At 71.8% G+C, this 15,232-nt stretch carries 13 protein-coding genes and 1 pseudogene; 6 read left to right on the forward strand and 8 right to left on the reverse strand.

The features are described from left to right. The first annotated feature begins 125 nt into the window (after nucleotides 1-125). Nucleotides 126-1,313, forward strand: a complete 1,188-nt coding sequence (locus ACJ9NR_RS11820; protein WP_412487492.1) for a globin domain-containing protein — start codon at nucleotides 126-128, stop codon at nucleotides 1,311-1,313. A gap of 369 nt (nucleotides 1,314-1,682) precedes the next feature. On the opposite strand, the gene ACJ9NR_RS11825 is transcribed toward ACJ9NR_RS11820, so the two are convergent. After that, entirely contained in the window at nucleotides 1,683-2,117 is a 435-nt protein-coding gene (locus tag ACJ9NR_RS11825) for an RrF2 family transcriptional regulator (protein ID WP_412487493.1), read from the reverse strand. Between the two features lie 129 nt (nucleotides 2,118-2,246). Here ACJ9NR_RS11825 and ACJ9NR_RS11830 point away from each other — a divergent pair, with 129 nt between their 5' ends. The 4 genes from ACJ9NR_RS11830 (at nucleotide 2,247) to ACJ9NR_RS11845 (ending at nucleotide 7,894) form a co-directional block, all read left to right on the forward strand. After that, on the forward strand, nucleotides 2,247-2,939 hold the full coding sequence (locus ACJ9NR_RS11830) for a thioredoxin-like domain-containing protein (RefSeq protein ID WP_412487494.1): 693 nt from the start codon (nucleotides 2,247-2,249) through the stop codon (nucleotides 2,937-2,939). 1 nt (nucleotide 2,940) lies between these two features. Then, the gene (locus ACJ9NR_RS11835; RefSeq protein ID WP_412487495.1) at nucleotides 2,941-3,570 is read left to right on the forward strand and encodes a DUF305 domain-containing protein; all 630 of its coding nucleotides are present in this window, start codon (nucleotides 2,941-2,943) and stop codon (nucleotides 3,568-3,570) included. Between the two features lie 208 nt (nucleotides 3,571-3,778). Continuing rightward, a complete protein-coding gene (locus ACJ9NR_RS11840) occupies nucleotides 3,779-5,719 on the forward strand; it encodes a S53 family peptidase (RefSeq protein WP_412487496.1) in 1,941 nt (646 codons plus the stop codon). A gap of 126 nt (nucleotides 5,720-5,845) precedes the next feature. After that, nucleotides 5,846-7,894, forward strand: coding sequence for an NAD(+) synthase (locus tag ACJ9NR_RS11845; RefSeq protein WP_412487497.1), 2,049 nt, complete (start codon nucleotides 5,846-5,848; stop codon nucleotides 7,892-7,894). Here ACJ9NR_RS11845 and ACJ9NR_RS11850 read toward each other — a convergent pair. From ACJ9NR_RS11850 to ACJ9NR_RS11860, 3 genes and pseudogenes are all read right to left on the reverse strand, one after another. After that, entirely contained in the window at nucleotides 7,884-8,141 is a 258-nt protein-coding gene (locus ACJ9NR_RS11850; RefSeq protein ID WP_412487498.1) for a DUF397 domain-containing protein, read from the reverse strand. The two genes, ACJ9NR_RS11845 and ACJ9NR_RS11850, sit on opposite strands and share 11 nt — an antisense overlap. Beyond that, a pseudogene (locus ACJ9NR_RS11855) lies at nucleotides 8,134-8,493 on the reverse strand (Scr1 family TA system antitoxin-like transcriptional regulator); the annotation flags it as partial. The pseudogene ACJ9NR_RS11855 and the gene ACJ9NR_RS11850, both read right to left, overlap by 8 nt. A 20-nt stretch (nucleotides 8,494-8,513) precedes the next feature. Further along, nucleotides 8,514-9,149 carry a TetR/AcrR family transcriptional regulator gene (locus ACJ9NR_RS11860; RefSeq protein WP_412487499.1) on the reverse strand — a complete coding sequence of 212 codons (636 nt, stop codon included), beginning with the start codon at nucleotides 9,147-9,149 and terminating at the stop codon, nucleotides 8,514-8,516. Between the two features lie 150 nt (nucleotides 9,150-9,299). Here ACJ9NR_RS11860 and ACJ9NR_RS11865 point away from each other — a divergent pair, with 150 nt between their 5' ends. Continuing rightward, nucleotides 9,300-10,433 (forward strand): FAD-dependent oxidoreductase, encoded by a 1,134-nt coding sequence (locus ACJ9NR_RS11865; RefSeq protein WP_412487500.1) that lies wholly within the window; start codon nucleotides 9,300-9,302, stop codon nucleotides 10,431-10,433. 101 nt (nucleotides 10,434-10,534) lie between these two features. On the opposite strand, the gene ACJ9NR_RS11870 is transcribed toward ACJ9NR_RS11865, so the two are convergent. The 4 genes from ACJ9NR_RS11870 to ACJ9NR_RS11885 form a co-directional block, all read right to left on the reverse strand. After that, on the reverse strand, nucleotides 10,535-11,752 hold the full coding sequence (locus ACJ9NR_RS11870) for an IS110 family RNA-guided transposase (RefSeq protein ID WP_412487501.1): 1,218 nt from the start codon (nucleotides 11,750-11,752) through the stop codon (nucleotides 10,535-10,537). A 274-nt stretch (nucleotides 11,753-12,026) separates the two neighbouring features. Next, nucleotides 12,027-13,241, reverse strand: a complete 1,215-nt coding sequence (locus ACJ9NR_RS11875; RefSeq protein WP_412487502.1) for an MFS transporter — start codon at nucleotides 13,239-13,241, stop codon at nucleotides 12,027-12,029. Between the two features lie 96 nt (nucleotides 13,242-13,337). Then, entirely contained in the window at nucleotides 13,338-14,387 is a 1,050-nt protein-coding gene (locus ACJ9NR_RS11880; protein ID WP_412487503.1) for an endonuclease/exonuclease/phosphatase family protein, read from the reverse strand. A 205-nt stretch (nucleotides 14,388-14,592) separates the two neighbouring features. After that, nucleotides 14,593-15,210 carry a TetR/AcrR family transcriptional regulator gene (locus ACJ9NR_RS11885; RefSeq protein WP_412487504.1) on the reverse strand — a complete coding sequence of 206 codons (618 nt, stop codon included), beginning with the start codon at nucleotides 15,208-15,210 and terminating at the stop codon, nucleotides 14,593-14,595. Nucleotides 15,211-15,232 lie beyond the last annotated feature (22 nt).

The raw sequence follows: 15,232 nt of genomic DNA on the forward strand, positions 1-15,232 counted from the left end.
GCTCGGACTGACATCCGTAATGCCCCGCCCCACCCCGCACGTGAGGAGCGCCACGTCGTTTTAATTTGCATCTCAGATACCAATTTAACTAGCGTGCTGCCGAACCGAGTTCACGAGGAGCCCCGATGCTTTCCGAGTCAGCCGCCGCCACCGTCCGCGCCACCCTGCCCGCCGTCGGCGCGTCGCTCGCCGAGATCACGGAGCGGTTCTACGCCGGGATGTTCGCCGCCCGCCCCGAGCTGCTGCGCGACCTCTTCAACCGCGGGAACCAGGCGGCCGGCACCCAGCGCCAGGCCCTGGCCGGCTCGATCGCCGCGTTCGCCACGCACCTGCTGGAGCACCCGGACCGGCGGCCGGACGCGATGCTGTCCCGCATCGCCCACAAGCACGCCTCGCTGGGCATCGCCCCCGAGCAGTACGAGCTCGTCCACGAGCACCTGTTCGCCGCCATCGCCGAGGTCCTGGGCGAGGCCGTCACCCCCGAGGTCGCGGCCGCCTGGGACGAGGTCTACTGGCTGATGGCGAACGCCCTCACCGCGATCGAGAAGCGGCTGTACGAGGAGTCCGCCGAGACCGGCTGGCGGCGCTGGGAGGTCGTGGAGCGGGTCGCGGAGACGGCGGACGTGGCCACCTTCCGGCTGCGCCCGGTGGACGGCGGACAGGTCGCGGACTTCCGCGCGGGCCAGTACGTGTCCGTGCGCGTGGAGCTGGCGGACGGGGCCCGCCAGATACGGCAGTACAGCCTCTCCGGGGCGCCCGGCTCGACGATCCGGCAGATCAGCGTCAAGCGGGTGCCCGGGGACGCCACGGGACCCGACGGCGAGGTCTCGAACCACCTGCACGCGCGCGTGCGGGCGGGCGACGTGCTGGAGCTGTCCGCGCCGTACGGCGACCTCGTCCTCGACGACCGCGACGGCCGGCCCCTGCTGCTCGCCTCCGCCGGCATCGGCGTGACCCCGATGGTGGCCATGCTGGCGCAGCTCGCCGGAACCGGCCACCCCGCCCCCGTCACCGTCGTCCACGGCGACCGCTCCCCCGCGGACCACGCCCTCCGCGTCGACCACACGGCCTACGCCGAGAAGCTCCCGGACGCCTCCGCGCACTTCTGGTACGAGCAGGACGCGGCCCCCGGCACCCGTACCGGCCTCGTCGACCTCACCGACGTCGCCGTCCCCGGGGGCACGCGCGCGTACCTGTGCGGCCCGCTCCCCTTCATGCGCGCGGTCCGCGCCCAGCTCATCGAGAAGGGCGTCGCCCCCGCCGACATCCACTACGAGGTCTTCGGCCCCGACCTCTGGCTGACCCGCGCCTGAGCCGAGGGTGCGACGTGGGTGAGCGCCAGGGGTGAGCCGAGGGCCACGGTCCGGGGCCGCCGGCGCCCCTGCGGGCCGTGCCCCCGGGCGGCGGCCGGGCGGGTACGGCCGCCCGGCCGCCGCCGTACAGCCCGGGCCGAGGCAGTCGCACCGGCCCGGGCCGAGGCAGCGGACGAAGGCACCACCCGAGGGGGCCAGGACGCCCGCGGCCGCCGCGAGGGCCAGGACACCCGGGCCAGGACACCCCCGGCCCCCGCGAGGGCCAGAGAACCCGCAGCCTCCGCCGCTCCCCGCGAGGCCAGGGCACCCGCAGCCCCCGCTGCTCCCGCGGGGCCGGGGCACCCGCGGTCCCCGCCGCCCCCGCCGGGGTCAGGGCACCCGCGGCATCCCCAGCAGCAACGCCCCCGTGGGCCCCGCCACGATGTCCTGCACCGTCACCGGGTCCAGCGAGGCGAAGAACGCCTCCTGGGCGCGGCGGAGTTCGCCGCGCAGGCGGCAGGCGGGGGCGAGGGGGCAGGGGGCGGAGCCCTCGCAGTCGACCACGTCGCCGTCGCCCTCGAAGGTGCGGACGACGGCACCCACCGAGGCCGTGCGGCCCTCCGCGGTGAGCGAGAGGCCGCCGCCCCGGCCCCGGCGGGCGTCGACCAGGGACAGGTGCTGGAGTTCGGCCACGACCTTCGCCGCGTGGGTGTAGGGCACGTCCATGTCGGCCGCGACCTCGCGGGTCGTGGGAGTGGTCTCACCGGCGACCGCGAGCCGCATGAGCACACGCAACGCGAGGTCGGTGGATCGGAGCAGCCGCATACCGCCAGCCTAGATAATATGCATCTCGCATTCAACTAATCGGCCGTCCCGCGACCTGCCCGCCGGACGCCCCGTCCTCCCCATTACCATCAGCGGACCCGACCGCCCCTTCTCCCGAAGGACACCCCCATGGGCTCCGACAACAAGACCACCGGCGCGGCACGCAAGGCGAGGATGGAAGAGGTGCGGCGGGCCGAGCGGTCCCGGCAGCGGCGCAACCGGATCCTGGCCGTCGCCGCGAGCGTGGTGGTGGTCGCCGGTCTGGTGGTGGGCGGCGTCTTCGTCGCGACGTCCCGGGACGGGGGCAAGAAGGACGACTGGGGCAAGAAGGAGACCGCGAGCGCGGCCGGCACCCGGACCCAGGGCGCGGGGCACTTCGTCACCGGCGCGGACGGAGTGCGCACCTGGACGGGCAAGCTGACCCGCAACCACGTCGCCGGGACCGTGCACTACCCCATGCACCCGCCGGTGGGCGGCGACCACAACCCGGTCTGGGTCGACTGCGACGGCGCCGTCTACACCAAGGCCGTGAAGGACGAGAAGGCCGTGCACTCCATGGAGCACGGCGCGGTCTGGGTGACGTACACCGACAAGGCGGCCAAGAAGGACGTGGCCGCGCTCGCGGCGAAGGTCAGGCGGACGCCGTACTCGATGATGAGCCCGTACGCGGACCAGCCCGCGCCGATCGAACTGTCGGCCTGGGGACACCAGTTGAGCGTCAAGAGCGCCGACGACCCGAAGGTCGCCGCGTTCTTCGAGACCTACGTGCAGGGCAAGCAGACACCGGAGCCGGGCGCGCCCTGCTCGAGCGGGGCGATGTGACGTGAGGGCCTGCATCGGCCGGCTCGCCGGGGTCACCGCGGCGGCGCCGGTCGCGGCCGGCGCGATCACCTGCGCGGTCGCCGAGGGCGGCGGCTCCTCCCCCGGCGCGCCGGCTGCCGGTTCCGCCGACGCCGGCTTCGCCCGGGACATGGCGGTGCACCACCAGCAGGCGGTCGGGATGTCCTACCTCGTCCGCGACCGCACGAAGAACGCCGAAGTGCGGCGAGTCGCCTACGACATCGCGCAGACGCAGGCCGACCAGCGCGGCATGCTGCTGGGCCGGCTGGACCCGTGGGGGCCGCCGAAGACGTCGGCGAAGCCGCCGATGTCCTGGATGGGCATGGGCGGCGGCACGCCCGGGCGCGGGGACGGCTCCCTGATGCCCGGCATGGCGACCGGCGCCGAGCTGCGCAGGCTCGGCACGCTCGACGGCAAGCAGGCGGAGATCCTCTGCCTGCAGCTGATGACGGCCCATCACCAGGGCGGTGTCCACATGGCCGAGGGCTGTGTCGCCAGGTGCACGGTCGGCGTGGAGCGGGACCTCGCCCGGGGCATGGTGAGTGCCCGGCGGTCGGAGCTCGCACAGATGGCGGACATGCTCAAGGAGCGCGGCGCACAGGCCCGTTCGTAACGCCACCGAACGAACGAAAGCCTCAAATCGCCCAGCGTGACGGTTCCTTGGGTTTCTCTTGGCTTACGCATTCCCCTGGCATGAACGGTTCATCGCAAGAGTGGCCCCTATCGCTTGATCCACTGCCCGCACCTCCGCCGCGGCGCGGGGCCACAGAGACGGGCGACGACCGACCACACATGCGAAGAACCGCATCGCAGGGGGTTCTATGAGATCCAACCGCGCCACGATGCGTGCCGCGAGCATGGCAGCGACACTGCCCATGATCGCCGGCGCGCTGGCGCTCGGCATACCCGCGGCCCACGCCGCGGACAACCACGGCCGTCACGCCCTCACGGGCACCAAGCCCGCGTGGGCGACGGCCAGGGCGGACAAGGGCGCGACGTCCAACCGCGCCCAGGTCTCCGCCCGGGTCTACCTGGCCGGTAAGGACGCGGCGGGCCTCGCCGCGTACGCGAAGGCCGTCTCCGACCCGAACTCGGCCTCGTACGGCAAGTACCTGAGCGCCGGACAGGCGCGGTCCCGCTACGGCGCGACCAAGGCCCAGGTGGCCGCGGTCAAGTCGTGGCTGAGGTCCGCGGGCCTGAAGGTCACGGGCGTCACGCAGCACTACGTCTCCGTCTCCGGTGACGTGGCCGCCGCCGAGAAGGCGTTCGGCACCCAGCTGCACAACTACACCAAGGGGGCGAAGACCTACCGGGCGCCGGCGAAGACCGCCTCCGCCCCGGACAGCCTCAAGGGCGCCGTGCTGACCGTCACCGGCCTGGACAACGCGCCGCACAAGTCCAGCCACCACGACCAGCTGCCGCCCCCGGAGACCGTGTTCCGCAACTCCGGGCCGTTCTCCTCGTACTACGGCTCGAACATCGCGAGCACGCTGCCGGACGCCTACGGCCAGAAGGTGCCGTACACCGTCAAGGGCTACACGGGCAAGCAACTGCGCGCCGCCTACGGCGCGGGCAAGTACACCGGCAAGCACGTCCGGGTCGCCATCACGGACGCCTACGCCTCGCCGACCATCGCCTTCGACGCGCAGATGTACGCGATGAAGCACGGCGACGCCCGGTGGAAGACCAGCCAGCTGCACCAGGTGCTGCCGAAGAAGTACACGAAGGTCAACGAGTGCGGCGGGGCCGGCTGGTACGGCGAGGAGACCCTCGACGTCGAGGCCGTGCACGCGGTCGCGCCGGCCGCCGACGTCACGTACGTGGGCGCCGCGTCCTGCTACGACGACGACCTGCTGGACTCGCTCAGCAAGGTCGTCGACAACCACCTGGCCGACATCGTCTCCAACTCGTGGGGCGACATCGAGGCCAACCAGACGCCCGACCTCGCGGCCGCCTACGACCAGGTCTTCCAGTTCGGCGCGGTCGAGGGCATCGGCTTCTACTTCTCCTCCGGTGACAACGGCGACGAGGTCGCCCACACCGGTACGAAGCAGGTCGACACCCCGGCCAACTCCGCCTGGGTGACGGCGGTCGGCGGTACCTCGCTGGCCGTCGGCAAGCACAACAAGTACCAGTGGGAGACCGGCTGGGGCACCGAGAAGGCGTCGCTGTCGGCCGACGGCAAGAGCTGGGTGAACTTCCCCGGCGGGTTCGTCTACGGCGCGGGCGGCGGCACCAGCAGGACGGTGTCGGAGCCCTATTACCAGAAGGGCGTCGTCCCGGACTCGCTCGCCACGGCCAACAACGCGGCCGGCAACCGCGTGGTCCCGGACATCGCGGCGATCGGCGACCCCAACACCGGCTTCCTGGTCGGCCAGACCCAGACCATGCCGGACGGCAAGACCCTGGCGTACAGCGAGTACCGCATCGGCGGCACCTCGCTCGCCGCGCCGGTGATCGCGGGCATCCAGGCCCTGGCCCAGCAGGCGGGCGGCGGCAGGGCGATCGGTTTCGCCAACCCGTCGATCTACGCCAAGTTCGGGTCGAAGGTGTACCACGACGTCACGGACAACCCGACCGGCTCCGGCCTGGCGGTCGTCCGCGTCGACTACGTCAACGGCTACGACGCCACCGACGGCCGGGTCACCTCGCTCCGCTCCCTCGGCAAGGACAGCTCGCTGTCCGCCGTGAAGGGCTACGACGACGTCACCGGCGTGGGCACGCCCGCGAACGGCTACGTCACGTCGTACAAGCGTCACTGAGGCACCGCCGGAAACGACACTCTGAGGGGGCGCGGGGCCGCACACACCCCGCGCCCCTTCGCCATGCGCGGGGCGCCCCGCCCCCCGTGCCCCCTATTGCGTCGCTCTGACGATTACACTGGTCCCGTGCCTCAGTCGAACTTCTGGTCCATCTATCAGCACGGCTTCGCACGCGTCGCCGCGTGCACGGGCCACACCGTCATCGCCGATCCGCCCGCCAACGCCGAGGCGGTCCTGCACCAGGCGCGCCGGTGCGCCGGGGAGGGCGTCGCCGTCGCGGTCTTCCCCGAGCTGGTCCTGTGCGGCTACTCGATCGAGGACCTGCTGCTGCAGGACGCGCTGCTCGACGGGGTCGAGGCGGCCCTCGCGAGCGTGGTGGCGGGGTCGGCCGAGCTGCTGCCGGTGCTCGTCGTCGGTGCTCCGCTGCGCCACCGCAACCGGATCCACAACTGCGCCGTCGTCGTCCACCGCGGGCGCGTCCTCGGCGTCGTGCCCAAGTCGTACCCGCCGAACTACCGGGAGTTCTACGAGCGCCGGCAGATCGCCGGGGGCGACGACGAGCGCGGCGGGACGATCCGGGTCGGCGGCGAGAGCGTGCCGTTCGGCGTGGACCTGCTCTTCGAAGCGGCGGACGTCCCCGGGCTCGTGCTGCACGCCGAGGTCTGCGAGGACATGTGGGTGCCGGTGCCGCCGAGCGCGGAGGCCGCGCTGGCCGGTGCCACCGTCCTGGTCAACCTCTCGGGCAGCCCCATCACCGTCGGACGGGCCGAGGACCGCAAGCTGCTGTGCCGCTCGGCGTCCTCGCGCTGCCTCGCCGCGTACGTCTACGCGGCGGCCGGCCTCGGCGAGTCGACCACCGACCTGTCCTGGGACGGCCAGGCCATGGTCCACGAGAACGGCGTGCTGCTGGCGGAGACCGAGCGCTTCCCGCTCGGCGACAGTTACGCGGTGGCCGACGTGGACCTGGACCTGCTGCGGCAGGAACGGACGCGGATGGGCACCTTCGACGACAACCGCCGTACGCACAAGGCGCGGACGGACGACTTCCGCACGGTCTCCTTCGAGCTCGACCCGCCCCGCACCGACCTGGGGCTGCGCCGCCGTCTGGAGCGCTTCCCGTTCGTGCCGGCCGACGCCGACCGGCTCGCCCAGGACTGCTACGAGGCGTACAACATCCAGGTCGAGGGGCTCCAGCAGCGCCTAGCGTCCATCGGCGGCCCGAAGGTCGTCATCGGGGTGTCCGGCGGCCTGGACTCCACGCACGCGCTGATCGTCGCCGCCCGCGCGATGGACCGCGCGGGCCGCCCGCGCAGCGACATCCTGGCCTGGACCCTGCCCGGCTTCGCCACCAGCGACCACACCAAGGACAACGCCCACAAGCTGATGAACTCGCTCGGTGTCACCGCCGCCGAGCTGGACATCACGCCCACCGCGCGGCTGATGCTGGAGGAGATGGGCCATCCCTTCGCCTCCGGTGAGCCGGTCTACGACGTCACCTTCGAGAACGTCCAGGCAGGTCTGCGCACGGACTACCTCTTCCGGCTGGCCAACCAGCGCGGCGGCATCGTGCTCGGCACCGGTGACCTCTCGGAGCTGGCGCTCGGCTGGTCCACCTACGGCGTGGGCGACCAGATGAGCCACTACAACGTCAACGGCGGGGTGCCGAAGACGCTGATCCAGCACCTGATCCGCTGGGTCATCAGCAGCGGCCAGTTCGACGAGGAGACGGGCGGCACGCTCGCCGCGATCCTCGACACCGAGATCAGCCCGGAGCTGGTGCCGGGTGAGGAGCTGCAGTCGACGGAGTCGAAGATCGGCCCGTACGCGCTGCACGACTTCACGCTCTTCCACGTGCTGCGCTACGGCTTCCGGCCGTCGAAGATCGCGTTCCTGGCCTGGCACGCCTGGCACGACGCGGAGGGCGGCGAGTGGCCGCCGGGCTTCCCCGAGGCCAAGCGGGTCGCCTACGACCTCGCTGAGATCCGGCGCTGGCTGGAGGTGTTCTGCCGACGCTTCTTCGCCTTCGCGCAGTTCAAGCGCTCGGCCATGCCGAACGGGCCGAAGGTGTCGGCCGGTGGGTCCTTGTCACCTCGCGGCGACTGGCGCGCGCCGTCCGACAGCAACGCACGGGCCTGGCTGCGGGACCTCGCCCGCTTCGACGACCCTACGACTTGAGCGAGTCGACGAAGGGGGCCCAGGCGGCGGCGGTGACGAGGAGAGCGGGGCCGTCGGGGACCTTGGAGTCCCGGACGGGGACGAGGCCGGGGACGCCGGCGGCGACTTCGACGCAGTCGCCGCCGCTGCCGTTGCTGTAGCTGGACTTGCGCCAGAGGGCGGCGCCGGGGAAGTCGGAGGCGACTTCGAGGCACTCACCGCCATCGCCGTTGCTGTAACTGCTCTTACACCAGAGCGCGTCACTCAAGTCGATGCCGTTGCTCGCCTTTTCGGTAATCCTCTGCCGCCGCCTTGATCATGGCCAGGGACGTGTCTGGTGACAGCGCGACGGCCCTGAGCCGATCGTATGCCTTGCGGTACTGCTTCACGAGGGCCGGATCGTCGATGGTATCTCCGCTGTAGGACGCCTCGGTGTAGATCAGCGGCGGCGCGTCGGCGAAGGTCATGAGGAGTGCGTTGCCGAGCATGAAGGGATGTGGGCTGCACTTCCGCAGAACGATCTGCGTGACGATGCGGCGGCGTTCGACCAACTCCACGATCCGCTCCAGCTGTTCGGCCATCCCGGGCGGCGGCAGGATGGCGTCGGTGAGCAGCAACTCAGTAGCGGCGAGAGCCGCGCTCAGGACGGTCGTCCACGGGTGGGCGCGAGCGTGCTCCAGCCGGATTCCAGCAGTTCGAAGGCGCGGGTGACGGCCCGGCGGGGGTCGTCGTGACCCTGGGCGACGCGGGGTGCTTCGAGGGCGAAGTGGGCGAGGGCGGTGCAGGCGGGGTCGTCCGCGAGGAGACCGCACTCCTCCGCGATGACTCGCGCCAGGGCGGTGGTGTGGCGCAGCCACATGTTCTGGCGGTAGTCGCGCAGGGCGGGGGTGTCGTTCACCAGGCGGAGGAAGGCCGCGAAGCGGGGGTCGCCGTCCGCGGTGAGGATCCGCGAGCGCAGTGCGTGCTCGCGCAGCGCCGCGGGGACGGACCGGCCCTCGGGCCGTTCGCGCACCGCGGCGAGCAGGGCGGCTTCCACGTCGTCCTCCTCGTCGAAGACGAGGGCCTCCTTGACCGGGAAGTGCTTGAACAGCGTGGTGGTGGACACGTCGGCGGCGTCCGCGATCTCCCGGATGCCGACGTCGTCGTATCCGCGCTCGAGGAACAGGCGCAGCGCGGCGTCCGCGATGGCCCGGCGCGTGGCGGCCTTCTTGCGCTCACGGCGCCCCTGGGGCGCCGGCGCGGCGGTGGGCGCGGTGTCGGTGGTGGTGTCGGGCATGCCCACAGCCTACCGCCAAGGTTGCACGGATTCAAAAGTTGAGTCGTTGCACTTATTGCCTCGGTGTGCTTTTCTGTGGACTCCTCACCTCCCACCGGCCACCGCGGCACAGCCGTGTGCCGTGCACGCCCGTCACGAGCGGAAGCCACCATGAACCCCACCCCCGCACCCCGCATCGCCATCATCGGCGCCGGCCCCGGCGGCCTGACCTGCGCCCGTATCCTCCAGCGGCACGGCATCACCGCCACCGTCCACGACCGCGACGCCGGCCCCGACGCCCGCGACCAGGGCGGCACCCTGGACCTGCACGCCGACAACGGCCAGATCGCGCTGCGCGAAGCCGGACTGCTCGACGCCTTCTTCCGGCTGGCGCGCCCCGAGGGGCAGGAAATGCGCCGGCTGGACACGGCCGGCACATTGCTCTTCCACCATCTCCCCGAAGAGGGCGAGCAGTTCAAGCCGGAGATCGACCGCGGCCACCTGCGTGACCTGCTGCTCGGCTCCCTGCGCCCGGGCACCGTGCGCTGGGGCCACACCCTCGAGGAGGTCTCCGGACCCGCCGACGGACCGCGGACCCTGCACTTCACCAACGGCGCCACCGTCGAGGCCGATCTCGTCATCGGTGCGGACGGCGCCTGGTCCGCGGTCCGCCGGGCCGTCTCCCGCGCCACTCCCGAGTACACCGGCGTCAGCTTCCTGGAGGCCCGGTTCGACGACGCCGACGAGCGGCACCCCCGCGTCGCCGAACTCGTCGGCCAGGGCAGCGCCGCGGCGGCCGACGGAGAGCGCGCACTGTTCGCCCAGCGCAACAGCGGCAACCACATCCGCGTCTACGTCATCCAGCGCGTCCCGGCCGACTGGATCACCGCCGTCGGCCTGACGCCCGAGGACACCGACGGCATCCGCCGCGTCCTGCTGGAGCGCTACGCCCACTGGTCGCCCCGTATGCGCGAGTTGATCGCCGGAAACGACGGCCCCTACACCGACCGCCCGATCTTCGCCCTGCCCGTCCCGCACACCTGGGACCACCACCCCGCCGTCACCCTGCTCGGCGACGCCGCCCACCTCATGCCTCCGCTCGGCGTCGGCGTCAACCTCGCCATGCTCGACGCCTGCGAACTCGCCCTGGCCATCGCGCACACGGACACCGTCGACGAGGCCGTCCGCGCCTACGAGAAGACCATGCTGCCCCGCTCCACCGAGACGGCCCGGCTCCTCGACGGCGCCGTGACCGGGCTGCTGTCCACGGAACTGCCCGACTTCGCCGGCGCGAAGCAGAACTGACAGTACGTCAGGAAGGTCGCGTGGGCAGCGGCGGGAGGGTGCCTCTATGTCTTTCGTCAAGGCACTCCTGTCGGGTTTGGGGTGGTTCGGGGTTGCTGAGGTTACGCGGCGAGCTCGACGCCTTTCGGTGTCCGGGATTCGTAGAAGGTGCCGTCGCGGAGCATGGCGAACAGGACGCTGATGCGTTGACGGGCCAGGCGGAGGAGGGCCTGGGTGTGGGTCTTGCCGCGTGCTCGCTGGCGGTCGTAGTAGGTGCGGGAGGCGGGGTCAGCGTTCATGCAGGCGAAGGCGGAGAGGAACATCGCCCGTTTGAGCTGCCGGTTTCCGCCTCGGGGTGCGTGTTCGCCGTGGATCGAGGTCCCGGACTGCTTCGTGGTGGGGGCGAGGCCGGCGTAGGAGGCGAGGTGGGCGGCGGTGGGGAAGCTGGTGCCGTCGCCGACGGTGACCAGCAGGACGGCGGCGGTCCTGACGCCGACGCCGGGCATCGACGTCAGGACCGGGGAAAGAGGGTGAGTCTCCAGCAGGGCGTTGATCTGGGCTTCCATCGCCCGGCGATGGGTGTGGACGGCGGCCAGGGATGCGGCCAGGGAGGGAATGACGATGTCGAGGGTGCCGGTGCCGGGGACGACGACGGTCTGCTCGTCGAGTGCGTCGAAGACGTCGTCGATCAGCCGCTGGGCCATGCGGGGGGCTTTCGGGCGGATCAGCTCCACGAGTCTGCGGCGGCCGGCCTTGCGCAGGGCGGACGGGGAGCCGTAGCGCTCCAGCAGCCAGGTCACGGCCTGGTGGTCGAGGCGGGGACCCAGAACGCGCTCCAGCGACGGGTGGAACTGAGTGAGCAGGCCGCGTATCCGGTTGGACGTGCGGGTGGCCTCGGCCGCGAGATCCTGGTCGAAGCCCACGAGGACCGTGAGTTCGGCGGTGATCTCGTCGGTCAGTTCCAGCGAGCGCAGGGTGTGCGGCATCGTCCGTGCGGCGTCCGCGATGACGGCGGCGTCCTTGGCGTCGGTCTTGGCCTCGCCGGGGTAGAGGTCGGCGATCCGGCGCATCGCGAGTCCGGGCAGGTAGGCGACCTGGCAGCCGGCGTCGCGGGCGACGGTCAGTGGCAGGGCGCCGATGGAGGCGGGCTGGTCCACGATCACCAGGACGGTGCCGAACTTTTCGCGCAGCTTGGCGAAGACGGCCCGCAACTTGGGCTCGCTGTTGGGCAGCGGTTTGTCGAAGACCTTTTTCCCGGCCGGGGTGAGTCCGTGGCCGTGGTGGGCACTCTTGCCGACGTCCAGGCCCAGGAACACGCCCACGTCTTCGATCTCGAACATCGTGCCCCTTCCCCAGGGGTGTTGACGGTGCCGGCCTCGGCTCGGGTGTCGTGCTCGCGCATCCACGTTATGCAGACCTGCCGCCCGCGAACTGTCCGGCGTTGCGCCGGACCGGGCGGTGGCCGGACCTCTGATCAGCGTCTCCGACGGCACCTCCCGGGCCCGGTGACACCACCCCCCAGGTCATGCCTTCGACAGGGGGCAACAGTCATGCCGGGCCCGGAGGCCAGCGGCCCTCTTGCAGGACCGCGGAAAACATAACGGGGCGCCCAGGTCAGTGGTGCAGCGCCCCCGACCGCTCCGGCACATGCGCGGCGACCACACGGCCCACCCGGACGACCTCCCGCCGCCGGTCCACCGCGTACGCCGCGGCCGCAACCCCCAGGCCGAGTACGGCCAGTGCCGCTCCGGCCAGGGCCGGCGAGGTGACCCCGAACCCGGCCGCCAGCGCCAGCCCGCCGATCCACGCTCCCCCGGCGTTCGCCAGGTTGAACGCGGCCTGGTTGGCCGAGGACGCCAGGGAGGGGGCCGCGGATGCCTTCTCCATCACCATCAGCTGCAGCGGCGAGCCGGTGATGAAGGCGGCGGCGCCGAGCAGCACGACCGCGAGGGCCGCGGTCCAGTGGGACGACATCAGCAGCGGGAACAGGGCCAGGACGGCCGCCAGGGAGACCAGTCCGCCGAAGAGCGTCCCGCGCAGGGAGTGGTCGGCGAGGCGTCCGCCCGCCAGGTTTCCGATCGTCGCGCCGACACCGAACAGGGCGAGCAGCAGGGTCACGCTGGCCCCGGCGTAGCCGGCGGCGTCCGTGAGCATCGGCGTGATGTAGCTGTAGGCGGCGAACAGCGCGCCGAATCCGGCGACCGTGGTGCCGAGCGCCAGCCAGACCGGCAGGGAGCGCAGGGCGGCCAGTTCGCCGCGCAGACCCGCGGCCGGGGCGTGCGTGTGGTCGTGCGGGATCAGCAGGGCCAGCGACACTATCGCCACCAGGCCGATCGCGCCGACCCCGAGGAACGTCGCCCGCCAGCCCAGGTGCTGTCCCATGAGCGTGGCCACCGGTACGCCCGCGATGTTGGCGACCGTCAGGCCGAGGAACATCAGTGACACGGAGCGGGCCTTGCGCTCCGGCGCGACCATGGTCGTCGCGACGACCGCGCCCACGCCGAAGAAGGCGCCGTGCGGCAGTCCGCTCAGGAAGCGGGCCGCCAGCAGCGAGTCGTACCCCGGGGCGAGGGCGGACAGGGCGTTGCCCGCCACGAACAGGGCCATCAGGCCGATCAGCACCGTGCGGCGGGACATCCGCGCGGTGATCGCGGCCAGCAGCGGGGCGCCGATGACGACGCCCAGCGCGTACGCCGAGACCAGGTGTCCGGCGACGGGAATCGAGAGGTGCAGGTCGTCCGCGACGTCGGGCAGCAGGCCCATGATCACGAACTCGGTCGTGCCGATACCGAAAGCGCCGACGGCCAGTGCGAGCAGGGCCAGGGGCATGGAGGGCCTGTTCCTTCCGGGGGTTTGGAGGTGCGTGTGTTCCCAGTTTAAGTTCAACTGCGGAACAAACCCTCCCGGGCCCGGTATTCCGAGAGGTTACGAGCCGGTGTCCAGGCTCACACGAGCCGCGATCGGCAGGTGGTCGCTCCCGGTCGCGGGCAGTGTCCAGGAGGTCACCGGCTCCACGCCCTGGACCATGATCTGGTCGATCCGCGCCATCGGGAACGAGGCCGGCCAGCTGAACCCGAAGCCGCTGCCCGCCGCGCCCTGCGTGGAACGCATCTGCGCGGTCACGCCGTTGAGGGAGCGGTCGTTCATGGTGCCGTTGAGGTCGCCGAGCAGCACCTTGCGCTTCAGCGGCTCGCCGGCGATGGCCTCGCCCAGCGCGTCGGCGCTCGTGTCGCGCTGCCGGGCGGTGAAGCCGGCCTTCAGCTTGACGCGGACCGAGGGCAGGTGGGCGACGTAGAACGCGACCTGTCCCTTCGGGGTGTCGACCGCGGCACGCATGGCCCGGGTCCAGCCCAGCTTGATGTCGACGGCGCGGATGCCGGTCATGGGGTACTTGCTCCACAGCCCGACGGTGCCCTGCACCGAGTGGTACCTGTACGTCGGCGCCAGCGCCCGCTCGTAGACCGGGACCACCGATGCCTTCAGCTCCTCCAGGGCCACCACGTCGGCGCCGGAGGCGGCCACGTCACGGGCCGTGCCCGCGGGGTCGGGGTTGTCCGCGTTGACGTTGTGCGTGGCGACGGTGAGGTCACCGCCGCCGCCGGTCCTGTCGGTGAGCAGGCCGCCGAAGAGGTTCAGCCACACGGCCACCGGCACCACCAGCGCGATCAGCGCGGTGGCCGACCGGCGCACCAGCGCGATCAGCAGCAGCACCGGGACCAGCAGGCCGAGCCAGGGCAGGAAGGTCTCGGTGAGACTGCCCAGGTTGCCGACCCGGTTGGGGATCTGCGCGTGCAGGAGCATCACGAGCCCGAGGAGCACGGCGAGGGCCGCGGTCACGATGCCGCGGCGCCAGATTCTCGGATCGCCACGCCAGCCGGAGAACAGACGGTTCAGCAGGCGGCGGAATCGGTCTCCCCGGCGCTCGGGCCCCGAGCCGCCGTTGCCGGTCTCCGTCACGTACGCCTGCTGCGCCATACCGCGTCGCCTCACTGCCTGCCGTGCCCACCATCCGTCCCCCGTGTCTCCGACCCTAGGGGATGTCCGGCTTCGATCTCGCCGTCCCACGACGGCCGTACGGGCAGTGGGACGAAGAAGTCGGGGCGGTGAGTTCCGGATTCGCGGACGGAAAGCCTGCTCTGTGACGGAACGCGCACATACCGGCCGGCCGGCGGGCCGGGGCCTAACCGACGGGCCGCAGCCCCGACAGCAGGGTGTCGACGATCTGCTCGGAGAGGCCCTCGGGCAGGTCCGCGTCGGGGCGCATGACGCTGCGCAGCAGCATCGGGCCGACGACGATGTCGTTGAGCAGCTCGACGTCGACGTCGGCCCGGAGTTCGCCGGCCGCCTGCCCCCGCCGCAGCACCTCGACCTGGAGCCGGCGGCGCGGTTCGACGACGGCGGTCTGGTACGCCCGCCAGATCCTCGGGCTGCTCTTCATCTGGGCGAAGACGTTGTGCAGCAGCGCCGACGTACGGGTCATCACACCGCGCCGGCGCAGCTGTTCCAGCATCGCCACCAGGTCGTCGCGCAGGGAGGTGCCGGGCAGTTCGGGATCCGGCGGCTCGGCGGCGCGGATGACGTCGACGAAGAGCTCCTCCTTGCCGTTCCACCGGCGGTAGATGGTGGCCTTGCCGACTCCCGCGGTGCGGGCGATGCGCTCGATGGAGAGTTCGGCCAGCGGCACGCCGTCCTCCAGGAGCTTCATCACGCCCTCGACGATGGCGCGCTCGACGGCCTCACTGCGGGGGCGGCCCCTGGCGGGCGCCCCGGGATCGGCTTGGCTGTCGGCGAGGCTCACGTCACTGCGTCCCTTCGGTGTG

Source organism: Streptomyces sediminimaris (assembly GCF_047049295.1).
Classification (GTDB): domain Bacteria; phylum Actinomycetota; class Actinomycetes; order Streptomycetales; family Streptomycetaceae; genus Streptomyces; species Streptomyces sediminimaris.

Coding starts and splice junctions, on each gene's coding strand:
- ACJ9NR_RS11820 (WP_412487492.1), top strand. CDS start 126: ATGCTTTCCGAGTCAGCCGCCGCCACCGTCCGCGCCACCCTGCCCGCC.
- ACJ9NR_RS11825 (WP_412487493.1), bottom strand. CDS start 2,117: ATGCGGCTGCTCCGATCCACCGACCTCGCGTTGCGTGTGCTCATGCGG.
- ACJ9NR_RS11830 (WP_412487494.1), top strand. CDS start 2,247: ATGGGCTCCGACAACAAGACCACCGGCGCGGCACGCAAGGCGAGGATG.
- ACJ9NR_RS11840 (WP_412487496.1), top strand. CDS start 3,779: ATGAGATCCAACCGCGCCACGATGCGTGCCGCGAGCATGGCAGCGACA.
- ACJ9NR_RS11860 (WP_412487499.1), bottom strand. CDS start 9,149: ATGCCCGACACCACCACCGACACCGCGCCCACCGCCGCGCCGGCGCCC.
- ACJ9NR_RS11865 (WP_412487500.1), top strand. CDS start 9,300: ATGAACCCCACCCCCGCACCCCGCATCGCCATCATCGGCGCCGGCCCC.
- ACJ9NR_RS11870 (WP_412487501.1), bottom strand. CDS start 11,752: ATGTTCGAGATCGAAGACGTGGGCGTGTTCCTGGGCCTGGACGTCGGC.
- ACJ9NR_RS11875 (WP_412487502.1), bottom strand. CDS start 13,241: ATGCCCCTGGCCCTGCTCGCACTGGCCGTCGGCGCTTTCGGTATCGGC.
- ACJ9NR_RS11880 (WP_412487503.1), bottom strand. CDS start 14,387: ATGGCGCAGCAGGCGTACGTGACGGAGACCGGCAACGGCGGCTCGGGG.